This is a genomic window from Stenotrophomonas sp. YJH_SMC_94-11, from assembly GCF_059370435.1.
Genome location: NZ_JCAFTR010000008.1, coordinates 1 through 20,204, shown reverse-complemented (window position 1 = coordinate 20,204; position 20,204 = coordinate 1). Strand labels below are relative to the sequence as shown.

The 20,204-nt window shown below is 67.2% G+C and carries 9 protein-coding genes; 4 read left to right on the top strand and 5 right to left on the bottom strand.

The window, feature by feature from the left end:
- Positions 1 to 41: 41 nt before the first annotated feature.
- Entirely contained in the window at positions 42 to 1,502 is a 1,461-nt protein-coding gene (locus AC5P74_RS14320) for an MATE family efflux transporter (protein WP_346607484.1), read from the bottom strand.
- A gap of 62 nt (positions 1,503 to 1,564) precedes the next feature.
- Between AC5P74_RS14320 and AC5P74_RS14315 the strand changes: the two genes are divergently transcribed.
- Positions 1,565 to 1,804 (top strand): hypothetical protein, encoded by a 240-nt coding sequence (locus tag AC5P74_RS14315; RefSeq protein WP_005415741.1) that lies wholly within the window; start codon positions 1,565 to 1,567, stop codon positions 1,802 to 1,804.
- A gap of 9 nt (positions 1,805 to 1,813) precedes the next feature.
- Positions 1,814 to 2,221, top strand: a complete 408-nt coding sequence (locus AC5P74_RS14310; RefSeq protein WP_005415742.1) for an RNA-binding S4 domain-containing protein — start codon at positions 1,814 to 1,816, stop codon at positions 2,219 to 2,221.
- Between the two features lie 38 nt (positions 2,222 to 2,259).
- On the opposite strand, the gene AC5P74_RS14305 is transcribed toward AC5P74_RS14310, so the two are convergent.
- The 4 genes from AC5P74_RS14305 to AC5P74_RS14290 form a co-directional block, all read right to left on the bottom strand.
- Positions 2,260 to 2,862 (bottom strand): DUF937 domain-containing protein, encoded by a 603-nt coding sequence (locus tag AC5P74_RS14305; protein WP_346607485.1) that lies wholly within the window; start codon positions 2,860 to 2,862, stop codon positions 2,260 to 2,262.
- A 107-nt stretch (positions 2,863 to 2,969) separates the two neighbouring features.
- The gene (locus AC5P74_RS14300; protein ID WP_005415744.1) at positions 2,970 to 4,613 is read right to left on the bottom strand and encodes a catalase; all 1,644 of its coding nucleotides are present in this window, start codon (positions 4,611 to 4,613) and stop codon (positions 2,970 to 2,972) included.
- A gap of 189 nt (positions 4,614 to 4,802) precedes the next feature.
- Positions 4,803 to 7,394 carry a DNA mismatch repair protein MutS gene (gene mutS / locus AC5P74_RS14295; RefSeq protein ID WP_346607486.1) on the bottom strand — a complete coding sequence of 864 codons (2,592 nt, stop codon included), beginning with the start codon at positions 7,392 to 7,394 and terminating at the stop codon, positions 4,803 to 4,805.
- Between the two features lie 133 nt (positions 7,395 to 7,527).
- Entirely contained in the window at positions 7,528 to 7,920 is a 393-nt protein-coding gene (locus AC5P74_RS14290) for a barstar family protein (protein WP_346607487.1), read from the bottom strand.
- A gap of 422 nt (positions 7,921 to 8,342) precedes the next feature.
- Here AC5P74_RS14290 and AC5P74_RS14285 point away from each other — a divergent pair, with 422 nt between their 5' ends.
- On the top strand, positions 8,343 to 10,031 hold the full coding sequence (locus AC5P74_RS14285; RefSeq protein WP_428986914.1) for a ShlB/FhaC/HecB family hemolysin secretion/activation protein: 1,689 nt from the start codon (positions 8,343 to 8,345) through the stop codon (positions 10,029 to 10,031).
- Between the two features lie 21 nt (positions 10,032 to 10,052).
- A partial coding sequence (locus AC5P74_RS14280) for a hemagglutinin repeat-containing protein (protein ID WP_495205043.1) occupies positions 10,053 to 20,204 on the top strand: 10,152 nt, incomplete at its 3' end.

Below are 20,204 nucleotides of genomic sequence, written 5' to 3'. Positions count from 1 at the left end.
TGCTTGCGGAGGGGTTTGAAGTTGCCGGCCAGCGGCCGGCACTACCGCTCCAGTGCCGCATCCGGGTCGGCCACCGGCGACGGTGGGCAGGCGGGAATCTCAGAGGGCGTGGCCAGTTCTTCGGCATGCGAGGGCTTGACCATCATCTTCGCCTTGCGCCAGCCACCCCAGCGGTAATACGCCAGCGACAGCAGCATCGACACCAGCGAGCTGACCGGGAAGCTCCACCAGATCGCATCGGCGCCCCAGTACGGCTGCAGCAGTTCGGCGAACGGCACGCGCACGCCCCACAGCGAGCCAGCCAGGATCAGCAGCGGCGGAATCACCGCGCCGGTGGAGCGCACTACGCCGGAGATCACGAAGCTGACGCCGAAGAACAGGAACGAGCCGATCACTACGTGGTTGAGGTGGCGCGCGATCTCCAGCGCCTGGCTGGCCGGTGGCAGGAACAGCGCCAGCAGCTGGCGATCGAACAGCACCAGCGGCAGGATCAACGCGCCGGTCAGCAGGAAGTTGAACAGCACGCCCTGGCGCGCGGTGCCGCGCACGCGATCCCAGCGCTGCGCCCCCACGTTCTGTGCGGCCATCGAAGAGCACGCTGCACCGATCGCCATCGCTGGCATCTGCAGGTAGTTCCACAGTTGCAGGGCAGCGCCGTAGCCCGCGCCGGTGTCGGTCCCGTACTGGTTGACCATGGTCATCAGCAGGATCACCGACAGCGAGATCAGCACCATCTGCAGGCCCATCGGCACGCCCTTGACCACCAGCGCCTTGAGGATGGTCATGTCGAGCTTGAACAGGCGCATGTCGGCGCGGCCCAGCCACAGGGTGTGGCGCTTGTGCCGCATGTACAGCAGCAGGCCGGCCAGCGACAGCGTCTGCGCGACCAGCGTGGCCCACGCCGAGCCGGCGATACCCAGCGCAGGGAACGGCCCCACGCCGAAGATCAGTACCGGGTTCAGCACGATGTCCAGCGCCACCGACACCATCAGGAAACGGAATGGCGTGCGCGAATCACCGGCACCGCGCAGCGCGGCGGTGAGGAAGGCGAACGCGTACAGCGTCGGCATCGCCAGGAAGATGATCTGCAGGTAGGCCTCCGCCAATGGCAGCGAAGCAGCCGGCGTGCCCATCGCCGCCAGCAGCGGATGGGCCATGAACCAGCCGGCGAGGGCGATGATCACCGACAGGCCGATGAAGAAGGTGGCGCTGGTGCCGACCACGCGCCGCGCCTGCGCGATGTCGCGCGCGCCGATCGCCTGGCCGATCAGGATGGTGGAGGCCATGCCGAAACCGAACACCGAGCCGATCAGGAAGAACATGATGTTGTTGGCGTTCGCGGTGGCGGTCAGTGCCGCCTCGCCCAGGAAGCGCCCGACCCAGACCGCGTTCACCGAACCGTTCAGCGACTGCGCGATGTTGCCCGCCAGGATCGGCAGGGAGAACAACAGGAGATTGCGCCCGATCGGGCCGGAGGTCAGGTCAAGCGGTGCCTTGGCCATGGAGTGGTGATCGAATCCCGGGAGGCGCACACTAGCACCACGCCGGTTTGCGGGATGTGGCAATGCATCAACGACTGCAGGTGGAGCGGAGGCTGGCGCTGGCCTTGATCAGCGTCGGATTGGCCGCATGTTCGATGGACGACCGGCTGGGTGATACCCAGATCCGGCCAACCGACCGTCCCGAGTGTCTGGTCGGCAGCCAGCGCCAGGACCTGGCCTCCGGGGTGCGGCCATTGATCGGCGGCACCGGCTGCCGGGCCGACCCGGACAACCCGCGTCCCCTCAACAAGCCACTGGAGTAGCCTGCCCCCATGCCCGAGCTTTCCCCGCTGTCACCCAGTGTCCGCCTGGACATCTGGTTGTGGGCGGCCCGTTTCTTCAAGACCCGCAGCCTGGCCAAGCAGGCGATCGAGACCGGCAAGGTCAGCGTTGCCGGGCAGCGTCCGAAATCCTCACGCGCGGTGCGCGTGGGCGAGCAGCTTCAGGTCGACCGTGGTGAAGAGCATTTCGAGGTCCAGGTGCTCGGCCTGAGCGATCAGCGCGGGCCCGCAGCGACGGCGCAGCAGCTGTATGCCGAGAGCGAGGCCTCCAAGGCGCGTCGTGCCGAACAGCGTGCGCTGCGCATCGCCGCGCGCGATGGGTTCCAGCCGCCGGAGCACAAGCCGGACAAGCGCGCGCGCCGGTTGATCCGCGCGCTGGGCGATATTGACGCGCTGTAAATGATGCGGCGCCGGATCGGGTCCGGCGCCCGCAGGCGTCAGCGCTTGCCGCCGAGCAGGCTGCCGCCGATCTTCAGCAGATCGCCCACGCCGAGCTGGCCGTCACCGTCCTGGTCCAGCAGGCTGCCGAGCAGGCCACCGGCAAGACCACCCTGTTGCTGCACGCGCTGCTTTTCCTGGCCAAGCGCCTGGCTGAGCGAGCCGGCATCGGCCTGGCCGCCACCGAGACGCTGGGCGAGGAAGGCCATCGCGATCGGTGCGAGGATCTGCAGCAACTGGCTGGTACGGCCGCTGTCCAGCTGGGTAGCCTGCGCCAGCCCGCTTTCGACCTTCTGCTGGCTGCCGCCGAAGATGTGGCCGAGGATGCCGGCGCCATCGCTGGCGGCACCACCGCCACCGCCGCCCAGTACCGAGCCGAGCACGCTGCCCAGGTCCAGGCCGCTGTGGTTGTTCTGCAGTGCGCCGAGCAGCGCCTGTGCGCCCTGTGGCTGCGAGGCGTTGTTGCCCAGCGCGCCCATCAGCACCGGCAGTGCGGCGCTGATCGCACCGGAGGCCTGGGTATCGCTGATGCCGAGCTGCTGGGAGACCTGCTGCAGCGGCTCGCCCTGCAGTTTGGCGAGAAGTTCATCGGTCAGGCTCATCTGCGGATTCCTTGATTGGGGTGGGGCGTGCAGAAGGTACGACGCGGACCGTTAAAACGGCGACGCCGCCTTACAGGGAGGCGGCGTGCCGTACACGGGGAGGGCGATCAGAGTTCGATGTCTTCCGCGCCCGGGGTCGCAGTAGGGAAGTCCGCTTCCGGTTGCGCCGGCTTGAACGGATCCGATGGCTGGCTGGCCAGCGCCTTGAGGGCTGCGGCGACGCCGGCACCGTAGGCCGGGTCGGCCTTGCTGCAGTTGTCGATGTGGCGCTGCTTGATGAAGTCCGGTGCATCGCCCAGGGCGCGGGCGGTGTTGGCGAACAGGCGGTCCTTCTGTGCCTGGTTGTAGCTGCGGAACAGCGCACCGGGCTGGCTGAAGTAGTCGGCGTCGTCCTCACGGAAGTTCCAGAAGTCGGCGTCGCCGCGGATCTTCATCGGCGGTTCGCGGTACTGCGGCTGTTCCTGCCACTGGCCATAGCTGTTCGGTTCGTAATGCGGCAGGCCGCCGTAGTTGCCATCCACGCGCATCGCACCATCGCGGTGATTGCTGTGCACCGGGCAGCGTGCGGCGTTCACCGGAATCTGGTGGTGGTTCACGCCCAGCCGGTAGCGCTGCGCATCGGAATAGGCGAACAGGCGTGCCTGCAGCATCTTGTCCGGCGACGGGCCAATGCCCGGCACCAGGTTGCTCGGTGCGAACGCCGACTGCTCCACGTCCTGGTACCAGTTGACCGGGTTGCGGTTCAGTTCGAACTGGCCCACTTCGATCAGCGGGTAGTCGCTCTTCGGCCATACCTTGGTCAGGTCGAACGGATGGATGCGGTAGGTTTCCGCCTCCAGCTCCGGCATGACCTGGATGAACAGCTTCCACTTCGGGAAGTCGCCCTTCTCGATCGCGTCGAACAGGTCGCGGCCGTGGCTTTCGCGGTCATGGCCGACCAGGATCTGCGCCTGCGCGTCGGTCAGCGATTCGATGCCCTGCTGGCTGACAAAGTGGAACTTGACCCAGAAGCGCTCGCTGTCGGCGTTGGTGAAGCTGTAGGTGTGCGAGCCGAAACCGTGCATGTGGCGGAAGCTGCGCGGAATGCCGCGGTCGCTCATCACCACGGTCACTTGCAGCAGGGCTTCGGGCAGCAGTGTCCAGAAGTCCCAGTTGTTGCGCGCGCTGCGCAGGTTGGTGTGCGGGTCGCGCTTGACCGCTTTGTTGAGGTCGGCGAACTTGCGCGGGTCGCGCAGGAAGAACACCGGCGTGTTGTTGCCGACCAGGTCCCAGTTGCCTTCTTCGGTGTAGAACTTCAGTGCGAAGCCGCGGATGTCACGCTCGGCGTCGGCGGCACCACGCTCGCCGGCCACCGTGGTGAAGCGCGCGAACATCTCGGTCTGCTTGCCCACCTTCTCGAACAGTTTGGCGCGGGTGTACTTGCTGATGTCGTGGGTGACGGTGAAGGTACCGAACGCACCCGATCCCTTGGCATGCATGCGGCGCTCGGGAATGATCTCGCGGTTGAGGTTGGCCAGCTTTTCCAGCAGCCACACGTCTTCCATCAGCAGCGGGCCGCGCGGGCCAGCGGTCTTGCTGTTCTGGTTGTCCACCACCGGTGCGCCGAAGGCCGTGGTCATCGGCGTGACCGGATCGTCGCCGTGCTTCTGCTTCGGCGTCGTGCTCAGCTCACGCTGCTGCTGCGCGCCTTCTGCCGGCGACGGAGCGGTGTGATACGGGCACTTGGGACTGTTGTTATCGGACTGGCTCATGGCTGGCTCCTGCGGGTGAAGACGGGGTGGAACATCTTCACTCGACTTTAGCTAGGGCCAGATGAAATGAATAATCGAATGATCCGTTCAGATTGATAGATTCTGTCAATTGAAACGCAGAATCGGATTTGCAGAGACTTTCAAGAGGCCTCCTGCATGGCAGCCGGAGGCCGTCTCTATGCGTTGCAGTTACAGCAGCGCTTTCAACCGATACAGGGCTTCCAGCGCCTGCTTGGGCGTCAGTTCGTCCGGGTCGATCGCCGCCAGCGCTTCCTGCGCCTTGCTGGCCGGGGCGCTGAACAGGCCGAACTGCTGCGGCGCATCCAATGCCTGCGGCGCCAGCTCGGCGGCATGGCTTTCACCGCCGCGCTGCTCCAGCTCGGCCAGGCGCCGCCGTGCCTGCGCCACGGTAGTGCGCGGCAGGCCGGCCAGTGCGGCCACCTGCAGGCCGAAGCTGCGGTTGGCCGGACCGTCCTTCACCGCGTGCATGAACACCAGCGCTTCACCGTGCTCGACGGCATCCAGGTGCACGTTGGCAATGCCGCTGCGGCCGCCCTCGTGTTGTTCGTCGGCCAGCGCGGTCAGCTCGAAGTAGTGGGTCGCGAACAGCGTATAGCAGCGGTTCTGGTAGGCCAGGTGGCGTGCGACCGCATCGGCCAGCGCCAGGCCGTCGTAGGTGGAGGTGCCGCGGCCGATCTCGTCCATCAGCACCAGCGAATGGGCGGTGGCGTGATGCAGGATGTAGCTGGTCTCGGCCATCTCGACCATGAAGGTCGACTGCCCGCGGGCGAGGTCGTCACCGGCGCCGATGCGGGTCAGGATGCGGTCGATCGGACCGATAACCGCACGGCTGGCCGGCACGAAGCTGCCGATGTGGGCCAGCAGCACGATCAGCGCGTTCTGCCGCATGTAGGTCGATTTACCGCCCATGTTCGGGCCGGTGATGACCAGCATGCGACGGTCGGGATGCAGGTCCAGGTCGTTCGGTTCGAACGGCTGCTCACGCACCGCTTCGACCACCGGATGGCGGCCACGCTCGATCTTCAGGCACGGTGCCGTTTCCAGTTCCGGCCGCGACCAGTCCAGCGCCTGCGCGCGCTCGGCGAAGGCGGCCAGCACGTCCAGTTCGCTCAGCGCAGCGGCGCACTGCTTCAACGGTTCCAGCTGTTCGCCGAGGGTGTCCAGCAGCTGCTCGTACAGGTATTTCTCGCGCGACAACGAACGGTCGCGCGCGGACAGCACCTTGTCTTCGAACGCCTTCAGTTCTTCGGTGATGTAGCGCTCGGCATTGGTCAGCGTCTGGCGGCGGGTGTAGTGCACCGGCGCACGGTCGGACTGGCCCTTGCTGATCTCGATGTAGTAGCCGTGCACGCGGTTGTAGCCCACCTTCAGGGTGGGAATGCCGCTGCTTTCGCGTTCGCGCTGTTCCAGATCGACCAGGAACTGGTCAGCATGGGTGGACAGGCGGCGCAGCTCGTCCAGCTCTTCATCGAAGCCGTCGGCCAGCACGCCGCCGTCGCTCAGCTTCAGTGGCGGCATTTCGGCAATGGCGCTGGCCAGCAGCTGCGCGCACTCATCGTGTTCGCCCAGCGCGGCATGCAGGGCCTGCAGGCGCGGCGAATCCAGCGGCGCCAGCACCTCGCGCACGGCGGGCAGCAGGCCCAGGCCATCACGCAGGGTGGAAAAATCGCGCGGGCGCGCCGAGCGCAGCGCGACGCGGGTGAGGATGCGTTCCAGGTCGCCCAGGCGGCGGAACTGTTCGCGGATGTCGGCGTCGCTGCCGCGATCGATCAGGGTTTGCACCGCATGGTGGCGCTGCACCAGCACCTCGCGCAGGCGCAGCGGGCGGTGCAGCCAGCGCCGCAGCAGGCGGCCGCCCATCGGCGTCACCGTGCTGTCGAGCACGCCCAGCAGGGTATTGCGGGTATCGCCGTCGACGCGCGTATCCAGTTCCAGGTGGCGACGGGTGGCGGCATTCATCGCGATCGCCTCGCCAGCGGTTTCCATCGCGATCGAAGTCAGGTGCGGCAGGCGCTGCTTCTGGGTTTCCTCGACATAGCCGAGCAGGGCACCTGCGGCAGCGGTCGCACGTGGCTTGTCATCGATGCCGAAGCCGCTCAGGTCATGCAGCTTGAAGAAGTTCAGCAGCTGGCGGCGGCCACTGTCGGCATCGAACAGCCACGGCGCACGGCGGCGCACGCCGGTGCGCTGGCGCAGGAATTCCGGCCAGTTTTCTTCGTCGGGCACCAGTAGCTCGGCCGGCTCCAGTCGGGCCAGTTCGGCTTCCAGCGCATCGTCGGTTTCCACTTCGTTGACCAGGAAGCGGCCACCGGCCAGGTCGGCCCAGGCCAGGCCGTAGCCCTGCTTCGTGCGCGACAGCGCCATCAGCAGGGTGTCACGGCGCTCGTCCAGCAGCGCTTCGTCGGTGACGGTTCCGGGGGTGACGATGCGCACCACCTTGCGTTCGACCAGGCCCTTGGCCAGCGCCGGGTCACCGATCTGCTCGCAGATCGCCACTGACTCGCCCAGCGCCACCAGCCGTGCCAGGTAGCCCTCGTAGGCATGCACCGGCACGCCGGCCATCGGAATCGGTGCGCCGCCGGAGCTGCCACGCTGGGTCAGGGTGATGTCGAGCAGGCGCGCGGCCTTGCGCGCATCGTCGTAGAACAGCTCGTAGAAGTCGCCCATGCGGAAGAACAGCAGCAGGTCCGGGTACTCGGACTTGGCTGCGAAGAATTGCTTCATCAGCGGGGTGTGTTCGGCGGACTTGTCTTTGGACATGGGACTCGTGGATCTGGGCATCCGGCCACGCCGGAGGGCGGTCGCAGCGGAGCGGGTACAGGGCCGTCCATGGTAACTGCTGGGGCGCAGGGCTGCCGCCACCGGTGGCAGGCCGGTACGGCACGTAAAGGAGTCAGGCCGGGACCAGCGTGATCTGCCGGTGGCTGGTGAAAATCTCCATGACGATCTCGAAGTAGGTCGGGCCTTCGCCCCGTTGCAGGGCCTGCAGCTGGTGGGCAATGGCCTGCGTGTTGAAGCTGCCCGGTGTGTCCAGCTTTGCCTGCAGCCATTGGCGGGTGGTCTCCATGCCCAGGGCCGTGCGGCTGTGGGCAATATCGCGCCAGATCAGCGTGGCCTGCGCCTGGCCGGCCAACGCGCCATAACTGCCATGCAGCAGGTCGTCCAGCGCATCCAGGCTTGGCCCGAGCTGCCACGCCTCGCCAGCCATGAACACGCGGTTGATCTCCGTGTACAGGCTGGCGATGTCATCGATGGCGGCGCCTTCAATCTGTAGGACGATGGTCATGCGCCGACTGTAGCGTGACCCGCGCGCAGGGTGTGTGCGGCTGAACGGATTCGCTTTGCGGGCGTGGGCCGTGCACCGCATACTTCGCGGCTGCACTTCGCTGCACGGCTGTCGTGCAGCCGCATGTGCCGCTTTGCAGGTACGAGGCGAACGCTCGTTCCGCCACCTGCCAACGCTTTGCCGCGAGCCCTTGCGCCGGGCTGACGCGCGCCCTGCGGAAATTCATCCTTCAGAAACTCCCGCGCCGGCCGATCTGTACTGCGGCATTGCGCCTGTCGCGCGATGCCGTGGCTGTCCATGGTGGCGCAGCCTCGGTTCACGTTCCTGCAGCACCGCGGCTGGCAGGACGATTTCGAATGGAACGTAGCGTGGAAACAGGGAAGAAGCACCCGGGGCCGAGGCTCCATCGTGGTTGGTCATTGATGCTCGCCGTTGCCGCATGGCCGGCGACCGCCCAGCAGGCCGGTGATCCCGCCGCGCAGGAACTGCTGCGGCAGCAGGAGCGCGAACGCGTGCTGCGCGAGCAGCAGGAACAACGCCCCGACGTCCGCCTGGAGCGGGACGCGCAGAAGGAGGGCGACCGCCTGCCGGCGCAGGAGCACCCGTGCGTACGCATCGATCGCATCGTGCTGGAAGGCGAAGACAGCCAGCGCTTCGGCTGGGCACTGGCGGCGGCCGACCCGACGGACGATCCGGCCACTGGCCGTTGCCTGGGAACCGAAGGCATCAACGTGGTGATGAAGCGTGTGCAGAACGCGATCATCGCCCGTGGCTATGTCACCACGCGCGTGCTGTCGGCACCGCAGGACCTCAACCAGGGCACGCTGGCGTTGTCGGTGGTGCCGGGCCGGTTCCGCGAGGCCGTGTTCTCCGATCCGCAGGGACGGCATCCGGCCCTCGCCAATGCACTGCCGATCCGCAGCGGCGGCCTGCTCAACCTGCGTGACATCGAGCAGGGCCTGGAGAACCTGCAGCGCGTGCCCACCGTCAGCGCCGACATCAAGATCGCGCCGGCCGACGGCGAGGGCGCGGCGCCGGGCCAGAGCGACCTGCAGATCGACTGGACGCAGCGCTCGCCGGTGCGCGCCAGCGTCACCCTGGACGATGCCGGCAGCCGCGGCACCGGCAAGCTGCAGGCCAACGCGACGCTGTCGCTGGACAATCCGCTGGGCCTGAACGAGCTGTTCTACGTCAGTGCTGGCCGCGGTGTGTTCAACGGCCGCGGCAAGGACACCGACAGCTGGACCGCGCACTACGACGTGCCCTACGGCTACTGGCTGTTCGGTGCTACTGCCAGCGCCTACAACTACAGCCAGAACGTGGTCGGTGCCTTTGAACGCTACGAGTACAGCGGCCGCAGCCGCAACGCCGAAGCGCGGGTGGACCGGCTGCTGCTGCGCAATGCCAAGATCAAGTTCAGTGCCTACGCACGCGGCTGGCAGCGCGAGTCGAAGAACTACATCGACGATACCGAGATCGAAGTGCAGCGCCGCCGCACCGCTGGCTGGGAACTGGGCCTGACCCACAAACAGTTCATCGGCACTGCCACGCTCGATGCCAGCGTGGCCTACCGGCGTGGCACGGGCGCCTTCCACGCACTGCGTTCGCCGGAAGAGATGGCGCAGTTGTGGGACCCGACGTTGCCGCTGGAAGGCACCTCGCGGATGAAGCTGATCACCGCCGACGCGCAGTTCAGCGTGCCGTTCCAGCTGGGCAGGCAGCGCCTGCGCTACACCGCCGCATGGCGGGCGCAGTGGAACCGCACGCCACTCTCGCCGCAGGACCGCTTCGCCATCGGTGGCCGCTATACCGTGCGCGGTTTCGACGGTGAAAGCTCGCTCAGCGGCGAGCGTGGCTGGTCGCTGCGCAACGATCTTTCGCTCGGTATCGGTGGCGGCCAGGAGTTCTACGTGGCTGCCGACTACGGCCGCATCGGCGGCCCATCCGCGCGGTGGCAGTCCGGCCATGACCTGGCCGGCATGGCACTGGGCCTGCGCGGCGGCTGGCAGCAGCTTTCCTGGGATGGCTTCGTGGGTTCGGCGCTGCGCAAACCCGCCCATTTCCCCACCGACTACACCACATTCGGCTTCAGCCTGGCCTGGCGCTACTGATCTGCCACAAGGACACGTGACATGAACACTATCTATCGTCTGGTTTTCAACCGCGCGCTGCGCGTCTGGCAGGTGGCTTCGGAGCTGGTGAAGGGCGGCGGTGGCCTGGTCGGCCATGTGCCGGGCCGGCAGAGCGCTGCGCTGTCGCCGCTGGGCTTCGCACTGATGTGCTCACTGGGCTGGGTCAGCCTGGGAACGCCTGCGCTGGCGCAGTCCGATGCGCGCATCATTTCCGATCCAAATGCGCCGGGCCGTGAACGGCCGACGATGGTGACGGCACCCAATGGCGTGCCGATGGTGAACATCACCACGCCGTCGGCAGCGGGTGTGTCGCGCAACCGCTATTCGCAGTTCGACGTGGGCCGCGATGGCGTCATCCTCAACAACGCCCGCGGCCAGGTGCAGACGCAGCTGGGCGGCTGGGTGCAGGGCAACCCGTGGCTTGCCACCGGCAGTGCACGGGTCATCCTCAATGAAGTGAATGGTCCGGCCAGCCGGCTCAACGGCTATGTGGAAGTGGCCGGGCAGCGCGCCGAGGTGATCATTGCCAACCCGGCCGGCATCCAGGTCAATGGCGGCGGTTTCCTCAATGCCAGCCGGGTGACCCTGACCACCGGCACGCCGATGTTCACGGGTGCAGGCGCACTTGAGGGCTACCGCGTCACAGGGGGCGCGATCCAGATCGATGGCGATGGCCTGGACACCAGCCGTGCCGATTACACCGACCTGATCACCCGTTCGTTGCAGGTAAACGCCGGCATCTGGGCCAATCAGTTGCAGGCGACGCTGGGCAACAACGTGGTCAGTGCCGACCACAGCCAGGCCAGTGCGACCGCAGCCAGCGGCGAGGCGCCGGCCTTCGCGCTGGACGTTGGTGCGCTGGGCGGCATGTTCGCCAACAAGATCTGGCTGGTGGGCAACGAGCACGGCGTGGGCGTGCGCAATGCCGGCAGCATTGGCGCACAGGCCGGCGAGCTGGTGGTGACGGTGGATGGCCGGCTGGAAAACACCGGCGCCCTGCAGTCGCGGCAGAACGTGCGCGTGCAGACCGGTGGCGATCTTGCCAATGGCGGCACCATCGCGGCCACGCGCGAAGTTGCGATCACCGCCGGTGGCACGCTGGACAACAGCAACGGCACGCTCAATGCACAGCGCCTGCAGCTGCAGGCGCAGGGGTTGCGCAACCGTGGCGGCGCCATTGAACAGACCGGTGTGCAAGCGCTGGCACTCAAGGCCGACGCAGCCAGCAACCGTAGCAATGGCCTGTTGGGTGCACTGGATGCCATGGCATCAGGTGGTAACGGGAGCAGCGCTGGCAGCGGCGCGTCGCCCGGCAATGGCGGTGGAACACCCGGAACCGGTAGCCCGGGTACGGGGACGCCGGGTACCGGCGGTGGCTCGACCGGCACGCCGACCTCGCCGGTGGTACCGATGGCCGAGGGCCTGATCGCCATCGCCGGTACGCTGGACAACGACGGCGGCAGCATCAGCAACGGCGGCACGGTGTCACTGGCCGCACGCAACGGTCTCGACAACAGCGGCGGTCGCCTGGGCGTGAGCGCGCTGCAGGCCGGGGGTGAGCTGCGCAATGACGGCGGCATGCTGCAGGTGCATGGCGATGCCGCGTTGCAGGTGGGCCTGTTGTCGAACCAGAAGGGTGCGCTGAGCGTGGCCGGCGACCTGTGGCTGGATGCGCAGGCGCTCGACAACCGCGGTGGTGAACTGCGCCACGCCGGCAAGGCGGCATCGTCGTGGACGGTGCAGGGCCTGTTCAACAACGACGGTGGCCTGCTGGCCACCAATGCCACGCAGCTGGCCTTGCGCGCGGGCCAGGTCGGCAATGCCGGTGGCCGCATCGAACACGCCGGTGGCGGTGGTCTCGCGTTGAATACGGGCGACTGGGCCGGCAGCGGTGGGCGACTGAGTACCCTGGGCCGCCTGCAATGGTCGGCCGGCAACGCCGATCTGCGCAACGGTTCGCTCAGTGCGGCGGCGTTCGACATCCTCGCCGCGACGCTGGACAACCGCGGCGGCAGCCTGCTGTCGCTCGGTACCGGGGCCAGTTCGGTGAAGGCCACGACGCTGGACAACAGTGCCCGCGGCACGTTGGCCGGCAACGGCGATCTGGCACTGGTCGCGACCACGCTGGACAACAGCAACGGCCTGGTTCAGCAGGCTGGCACCGGCACCCTGAGCGTGCAGGCCGATACGTTGCGTGGCAGCGGAGGGCGCCTGCTCAGCAACGGCGCGCTGGTGTTGTCCGGCGGCGAGCTGGACGTGAGTGGTGGTACGACATCGGCGCAGAGTGTGCAGATCCACGCCGGAGCACTGCGCAACCACCAGGGCCAGATCGTTTCGCAGGGTGTCTCGGAGCTGGCGCTGGACCTGCGCGATGCGCTCGACAATCAGGGCGGCCAGATCGTCGGCAACGGCGGCCTGCGCATCGACGCCGGTCGCATCGACAACCAGAAGGGCACGCTGCAGTCGGCCGGTACGCAGGGCGTGTCCCTGGCGGTCCGCGGCATCCTGGACAACAGCGGCGGCGGCATCTCCGGCAATGGCCAGGTGCAGCTGCAGGTTGGCAGCCTGGTCAACCAGGGCGGCAAGGTGCTGGCCGCAGGCAGTGGTGCGCTGCAGGTGCAGGCCCGCGAACTCCTGGACAACAGCAACGGTGGTCGCCTGGCCGGTACTGGCGATCTGCGATTGCAGGCGGTACGGCTGGACAACCGCAGTGGGGCGATCGAACACGCCGCCGGCGGCATCTTGCAGATCCACGCCGACGGCCTGCAGGGCGCGGGCGGCCGCATCCTCAGCCAGTCGTCGCTGATGCTTGAGGGCGGCCAATTGCAGCTGGGGGCCGGCAGCATTACCCAGGCCGAGCGCATCGCCATCGATGCGCAGCACCTGGACAATGCCGGCGGCAACCTCAGCGCGACCGGCAGCGACATGCTACGGCTGCACGTGGCGCAGCGCGTGGACAACAGTGGCGGTACGATCGCCGGCAACGGCGCGCTGGATGTGCAGGCCGGCGAACTGATCAACCGCAAGGGCACGCTCAGCGGCGCCGGAACGGCTGACAGCGTGCTGCAGATCGCCGGTGCGCTGGACAATCACGAAGGCACGATCGCCAGCAATGCCAACCGCCTGGCGGTCGCCGCCGCACGGCTGGACAACAGCGGCGGCAGCATCCGCCAGGCCGGAAACCAGGGCCTGGACATCACCACCGGCCGCCTGGACGGCAGCAAGGGCACGCTGGTCTCCTCGGCCACACTGACCCTGCGCGCCGATGACGTGGATCATCGTGACGCAACGCTGGGCGCCGATCGCCTCGACCTCGAGGCGACCACGCTCGACAACGCCGGTGGCCGCATCATCGCCAGCGGCGAAGGCGCCAGTCGCATCAAGGCCACGACGCTGGGCAATGCCGGTGGCACGCTGGCCAGCAATGGCGACCTGGCCCTGCTGGCACAGGTGCTGGACAACCGTGCAGGCAGGATCCAGCACGCGGGGAGCGGCCAGCTGCAGGTCTCGGCGAAGACCCTGCTGGGCAACGGCGGCAGCGTGCTCAGCAATGGCAGCTTCGCGCTGGACGGCGCCAACCTCGATCTGACCGCGGCAACCGCCTCGGCGCGCCGCGTCGACATCACCGCCGATACCCTGACCACCGCCGGTGGCACGCTCACCGCAACCGGTGAAGACGCGCTGCGCCTGCGCGTACAGGGTGTGCTGGACAATCGCGGCGGTTCGCTGGCCAGCAATGGCGCGCTGGCTGTCACCGCGCAGCAGCTGATCAATGCACAGGGCACGCTGCAGGGTGCAGGCGCGGGTCACTCCACGCTGGCGATCGGCCAGGCGCTGGACAACCAGAAGGGCCGCATCCTGCTCGGCGGTGCCGGCACGGTCACCGCGGCCAGCCTCGGCAACCAGGGCGGCACCGTGCATGCGGGCGGCAGCGCGCTGGTGCTGGGCGTTGAGGGTCGTCTCGACAATGGCGAGCAGGGGCTGCTGTCCAGCACTGGCACGATGACCCTGGGCGCCGGCAGTCTCGACAACCGCCACGGCACCCTGGTCGCTGGCAAGGACCTGAGCGCGACCACGGCGGCAGGCGTGGACAACAGCGACGGCGCGATGCAGGCCGGCGAACGGCTGCAGTTGCAGGGCAACGGCCTGCTCAACCAGCGCGGCACGCTGCTGGGCGGCGAGCTGGACATCGATACCCGCGGCCAGCGGCTGGACAACCGCGCCGGCACGCTGGGCACGCAGAAGGGCGACCTGAGCGTTCGCAGTGGCGCGATGGACAACCAGGGCGGTCGCGTGCAGTCGGCGGCCGACCTGGCCATCAACACGGCCGGGCAGGACATCGACAACCGCGCCACCGCCGGCAGCGGTGGATTGCTGGCGGCCGGAAAGCTGCAGCTGGATGGTGGCGTGCTGGACAACCGTGGCGGCGCAGTCAATGCACAAGGCGATGCGCGCTTGCTGCTGGCCCGCGTCGACAACAGTTCCGGTGGAACACTTGCCAGCGCCGCGAATCTGTCGCTGCAGGCGGCGAGCCTGGCCAATGCCAGTGGTCGCGTGCAGGCCGGGCGCAACCTCGACCTGACCTTGGACGGGCACCTGGACAACGCCGACGGCGCGATCGCGGCCGGCCAGCTGCTGACCCTCACGGCCGCCAGCGTGGACAACCGCAACACCCGTGGCGGCGACGGCACGCGTGGCTTGCAGGCGGGCCAGCTGCAGTTCGGTGCACATTGGCTGGACAACAGCCAGGGCCAGGTCGTCACTGATGGCGGTGCGCGGCTGCAGATCAACGGTCAGCTGCAGAACACCGGCGGCGTGATCAGCACCGGCGGCAACCTGGACAGCCAGGCGGACAACGTCGCCAACAGCGGCGGCCTGCTGCGCGCCGATGGCAGCCAGACCCTGGTCGCACGTGCGCTCAGCGAAGACGGCCAGGTGCATGCGCAGCGTGACCTCGGCCTCACCCTGCAGCAGGGCATGCGCCAACGTGGCGAATGGATCGCCAACGGCACCCTGTCGCTGAACCTGTCCGGCGACCTCGACAACCAGGGCGTGGTGCGCGGTGGCAACCTCGACCTCAACGCCCAGAACATCACCAATGCGGCTTCGGGTGAGATCTCCAGCCAGGGCACGACCCACCTCAATGCCCGTGGCCAGCTGACCAACCGGGGCCTGATTGATGGCGCGCTGACCCTCCTGGAGGCCGGCGAAATCGACAATCTCGGTACCGGGCGCATCTACGGTGATCGCGTGGCGATCTCCACCGGCGTGCTGAAGAACCGCGCCGAAGAGGCCGGTGGTGCCACCCGCGTCGGCACCGTGGCCGCACGCGAGCGGCTGGACCTGGGCGTGCGCGAACTGCAGAACACCGGCAAGGGCCTGATCTACAGCGGCGGTGATGCGGCCATCGGTGGCGCGCTCGGCGCCGACCGGATCGCCAGCGGCATTGCCGGGCGGATCGACAACATCAGCTCGGTCATCGATGTGAGCGGCAACCTGTCCATCGATGCGCAGGAGGTCAACAACATCCGCGAGAACGTGGTCGTTTCGCAGACCAGGACCGTGATGGATCCGGTGCGGCTGGATCGCCCGGCATGGTGGCGCAACGGCAAGAACGGCACCGAGGACATCCGCAGTACCAGCCATTACTCCGCGCACGAGGTGTACTACCTCGACCCGGCCGACATCCTCGAAGACACGCCGCACATCACGCCTGATGGCTTCACCGTGCATCGCGCGGTGGTGCGCCTGAGCTCGAAGACCAGTGCCTACTTCTTCGGGCGCGGTGGCCTGTATGCAGGCCTGGGCGAACGCGCGCGCCTGAACGTGCAGGATGGCACGGTGGTGATGTACTACGTCGGCCGGCAGGACAACCAGGTCAATCCGGACCAGGTGCGCGTCGGCGCGGATGACCCGTTCGCCGAGCTGAGCACCCTGCATCCCGATGCGCCGCCATTCCGCTATGTCGACGACAAGCTGACCTATTCCAGCAACTACGGAACCTGCACCACCAACTGCGTGCAGTTGTGGACCTACAAGGACTACAACGATCCGGATCATACGCTGACCAATCCGCGCGGCTCGGGTGGCAACAATGTCAGCAGCAACGAGCAGTACCGCATTGCCACCCGGACGGTGACCGAAGATGTGCTCGGCGCCGGAGTAGGCGCCGATGCGGTGATCCGCTCCGGCGGGGCGATGCGCATCGGCACGGACAACCTGAAGAACCACTACGGCAGCATCGCCGCAGGGGGCAACCTGAGCATCGTGGGGCTGACCGCAACGGCGAAGGTGGAGAATCTGGCGCAGACGCTGTTCCGCACCCATGAATTCAACAACGTGGGCCACACCTACAGCAATGAACGGGTCACTTGGAGCAATGAGACGATCTCCGAGGAGATCGGCAGGATCGGTGGCAGCATCACCAGTGGAGGCACGCTGGTCATCGACGTCGGTGACCTGAGCAACCTCAACCAGGGACGGAACGCGCCGAACGTGCAGAACGGTTCGGCCATGGCCAACCTCAACGTGCAGGGGCCCAAGGCGCTGCCGGATGGGCCGGGCCACGGCGGTGCGCAGGGGCCGGGCCAGTCCACCGGCACCGGTGCCGAACGCGCGCTGGCGCAGGCGGCCGATGCCGCCGGTACCCAGCAAGGGAGCAGCGTCGGCGGCGTGAGCGGCAACACCGGCACGTCCGGGCCGCGCGTGGTCGCGGCCAGTGGCGGATCGCCGGACCGCATCGCGATGGGCGCACCGGACACGCGCGCGCCGAGCGCCAGCCTGTTCAACGTCAATCCCAACGGTGGCCACTACCTGGTCGAGACCGATCCGCGCTTTACCGACCACAAGACCTGGCTGAGCTCGGACCACCTGCTGGGCCAGATGGGCTACTCGCCCGATACCGTGCAGAAGCGGCTGGGTGATGGCTACTACGAGCAGAAGCTGGTGCGCGAGCAGATCGGCCAGCTGACCGGTCGCCGCTTCCTGGACGGCTACGCCAGTGACGAGGCGCAGTACCGCGCGCTGCTGGAGGCCGGTGCCACGGTGGCCAGCGAATGGGGCCTTCGCCCCGGCGTGGCGCTGACCGAAGCGCAGATGGCACAGCTGACCAGTGACATCGTCTGGCTGGTCGAGCAGACCGTCACCCTGGCCGATGGCAGCACCACCACCGCGCTGGTGCCGCAGGTCTACCTGCGCCTGCGCCCGGGCGATCTGGACGCCAACGGTGCACTGCTGGCCGGCGCCAATGTCGATATCAAACTGGGCAATGGCCTGGTCAACACCGGCAACATCGCCGGGCGCAAGCTGGTGACCATCGATGCCGGCAACATCGAGCATCTGGGCGGCAGCATTTCCGGCCAGTACGTCGGGCTGTCGTCGGACAACGACATCCGTGTTGTGGGTGCCGCCGTGACGGCCACCGATGCGCTGTCGGTCAAGGCTGCGGGCAATGTCACGGTGGCCTCCACGGTGGAGACACAGCAGGGCGGTGGCACCTACCAGTACGAGACCAACCGCATCGATCGGGTCGCCGGTCTGTATGTAACCAATCCCAGTGGCGACGGCATGCTGTCGGTGGTGGCTGGCGGTGACATCAACCTGCAAGCCGCACAGATCCGCAACGCCGGCGCCGACGGCCTGACCCAGCTGGCCGCAGGCGGCACTCTGGATGTTGGCGCGATTGCGCTGGAGGAGCGCCGCGACGCCACCTTCGATGAACGCAACCACCAGCGCAGCAGCAAGACGACACACGCTGCCTCGTCGGTGCAGGGCGCTGGCGATGTGGTGCTGGCCGCCGGCAAGGACATCAACCTTGCTGCAGCGCAGATCAATGCTGGTGGTGGCCTGGCATTGCAGGCCGGTGGGGACATCAACAGCCAGGCGCTGGTGGACAGTGAGAGCCGGGATTTTGCCAATGCAGGCAAGCGCAGCTCGCTGCAGGTCAGCCAGCGTGATGAGACGGTGCGCGGCAGTACATTGCAGGCCGGGGACAATCTGCTGCTGAACGCGGGCCGGGACGTGAGCTTTACAGCCGCGTTGGTCGACAGCAATGACGGCGCGGTAAGCGTGGCTGCGGGCCGCGACGTCAACCTGCTCTCGGCCAACGAGACGCACGACTACAGCCTGGACAGCTACGACAAGAAAAAGAAGACACTCTCCAGCACCACCACCACGCGCAGCGTCGACGCCAGCGACAGCTATGCCATCGGCACGGCGATCCAGGGCGAGCGCATCAACATCACGGCTGGCCGCGATCTGACTGCGGTAGGTGCGGTGGTCGATGCCACCGGTAACGTGATTCTGGGGGCTGGCAACAATGTGCTGATCACTGCCGCCGAGGACCATCACAGCAGTGAGTCCAGCGAGAGCAAAAAGAAATCCGGCGTTACCGGAGGCTTTGGCAACGGCGTGGCATCGGTCGGCTACAGCAGCGCGAAGAACAGCAGCACCCACGCCGAGCAGTCCACCACCCAGGTGGGATCGGCGATCGCCTCGCGCGACGGCAATGTGCTGATCAATGCTGGAAACACACTGACGATCGAGGCCTCGGACGTCGCCGCAGGCGAGAACCTGACACTGGTGGGCAAGGACATTGCGCTGCTGGCGCGACAGGACACCACGGACAGCCAATCCAGCCAGGCCAGCAAGTCCAGCGGGTTCTCGGTGGGCGTGACCTACGACCCGACCAAGGCCTATCGCAGCGCCCGCGATTCAACCACCGACGGCATGGCCGACAGTGGCTCGGCGATGGGGCGGATCACCCGCACCGCTGAAGGCGCAGCCTCCGGCCTGCGTGCGGCCACCACTTCGACCGTGGTGACTGCCGGCAGCCAGCGCACCAACAGCGAGCAGAGCCATTCGACCAGTGATGCCCGTGTCAGCCAGTTGGCTGCAGGTGGCGATCTCACGTTGATTGCCAACGGCGGCTCGATCCTCAGCCAGGGCACGCAGATGTCGGCCGAGGGCAACGCTGTGCTGCTGGCCACCAAGGACATCGTGTTCGACGTGGCCCACAACACCGAGCGCAGCGACAGCAGCAGCCGCGGCAAGGGCTGGGGCTTTGCCAACAACACCAGCGGCCTACCGTTCGGTACCAACAACTCGCAGAGCCAGGGCAGCGGTAGCAGTGACACCATCACTGGCACGCAGCTGTCGGTCGGCGGCGGCGTGCGCATGGCCACCACCGAGGGCAACATCAGCCTGACCGCAGCCAACATCGCCGCCGAGAAGGACGTGAACATCCGTGCGGCCGGTGATCTGCTGGTGCGCAGCGGGCAGGATACGGTCAGCAACGCCAATACGTCCGACAGCAAGGCGATCGGCACGGTACAGATATCGGATACCGAGAAGTTCTCCGGCTGGCACCGCGAGCAGCACCAGGACGACAGCGCGCAGGTGTCACAGGTGGCCAGCAGCATCGGCAGCCTGGGCGGCAGCGTAAACCTGACGGCTGGCGGCAAGTACACGCAGACCGCCAGCAACGTGGTGGCGACCAAGGACGTGAACATCACCGCCGCCGAGATCGAGCTTTTGACCGCCGACGAAAGCGGCCACTACTCGCAGAGCGACAAGGACCTGAAGATCGGCGTGTTCGCGCGGGTGAAGTCGCCGTTGATCGACCTGATCAACAACGTGGACGCGGCCCGTCAGTCGGATGATCGCCTGCAGAAGATGCAGGGCATGGCAGCGGGCGCCAACGCGTACCAGGCAGCCAGTGCGATCTCGGCACTGTCCGGCCGTGGCGGCAGTGGCGAACTGTTCCGTGCTGAAGCAGGCATCGGCTTCAAGACCGCCAACAGCAGTGCCGATGGCAGCAGCAGGGTGTCGCGTGGCTCCACCATCCAGGGCGGCGGCAACGTCAACCTGACCAGCACCCAGGGCGACATCCACGTGGTGCAGGGCAATCTGAGTGCAGGCAACACCCTCAGCCTGGATTCGGCCGGCGACATCCTGCTGGAAGCAGGCAAGGCGCATGTGACCGACCGCAGCAAGAGCAGCAATGCCGGTGCCGAAGTCGGCGTGGGCGTCTCGGTAGGGGCGCAGACCGGCGTGTACGTGTACGCCGAAGCCAGTGTTGGCAGCAGCAAGGCCAATGCCGAGAGCAGCACCTGGCAGAACACCACGCTGACCGGCAAGAACATCTCGATGAAG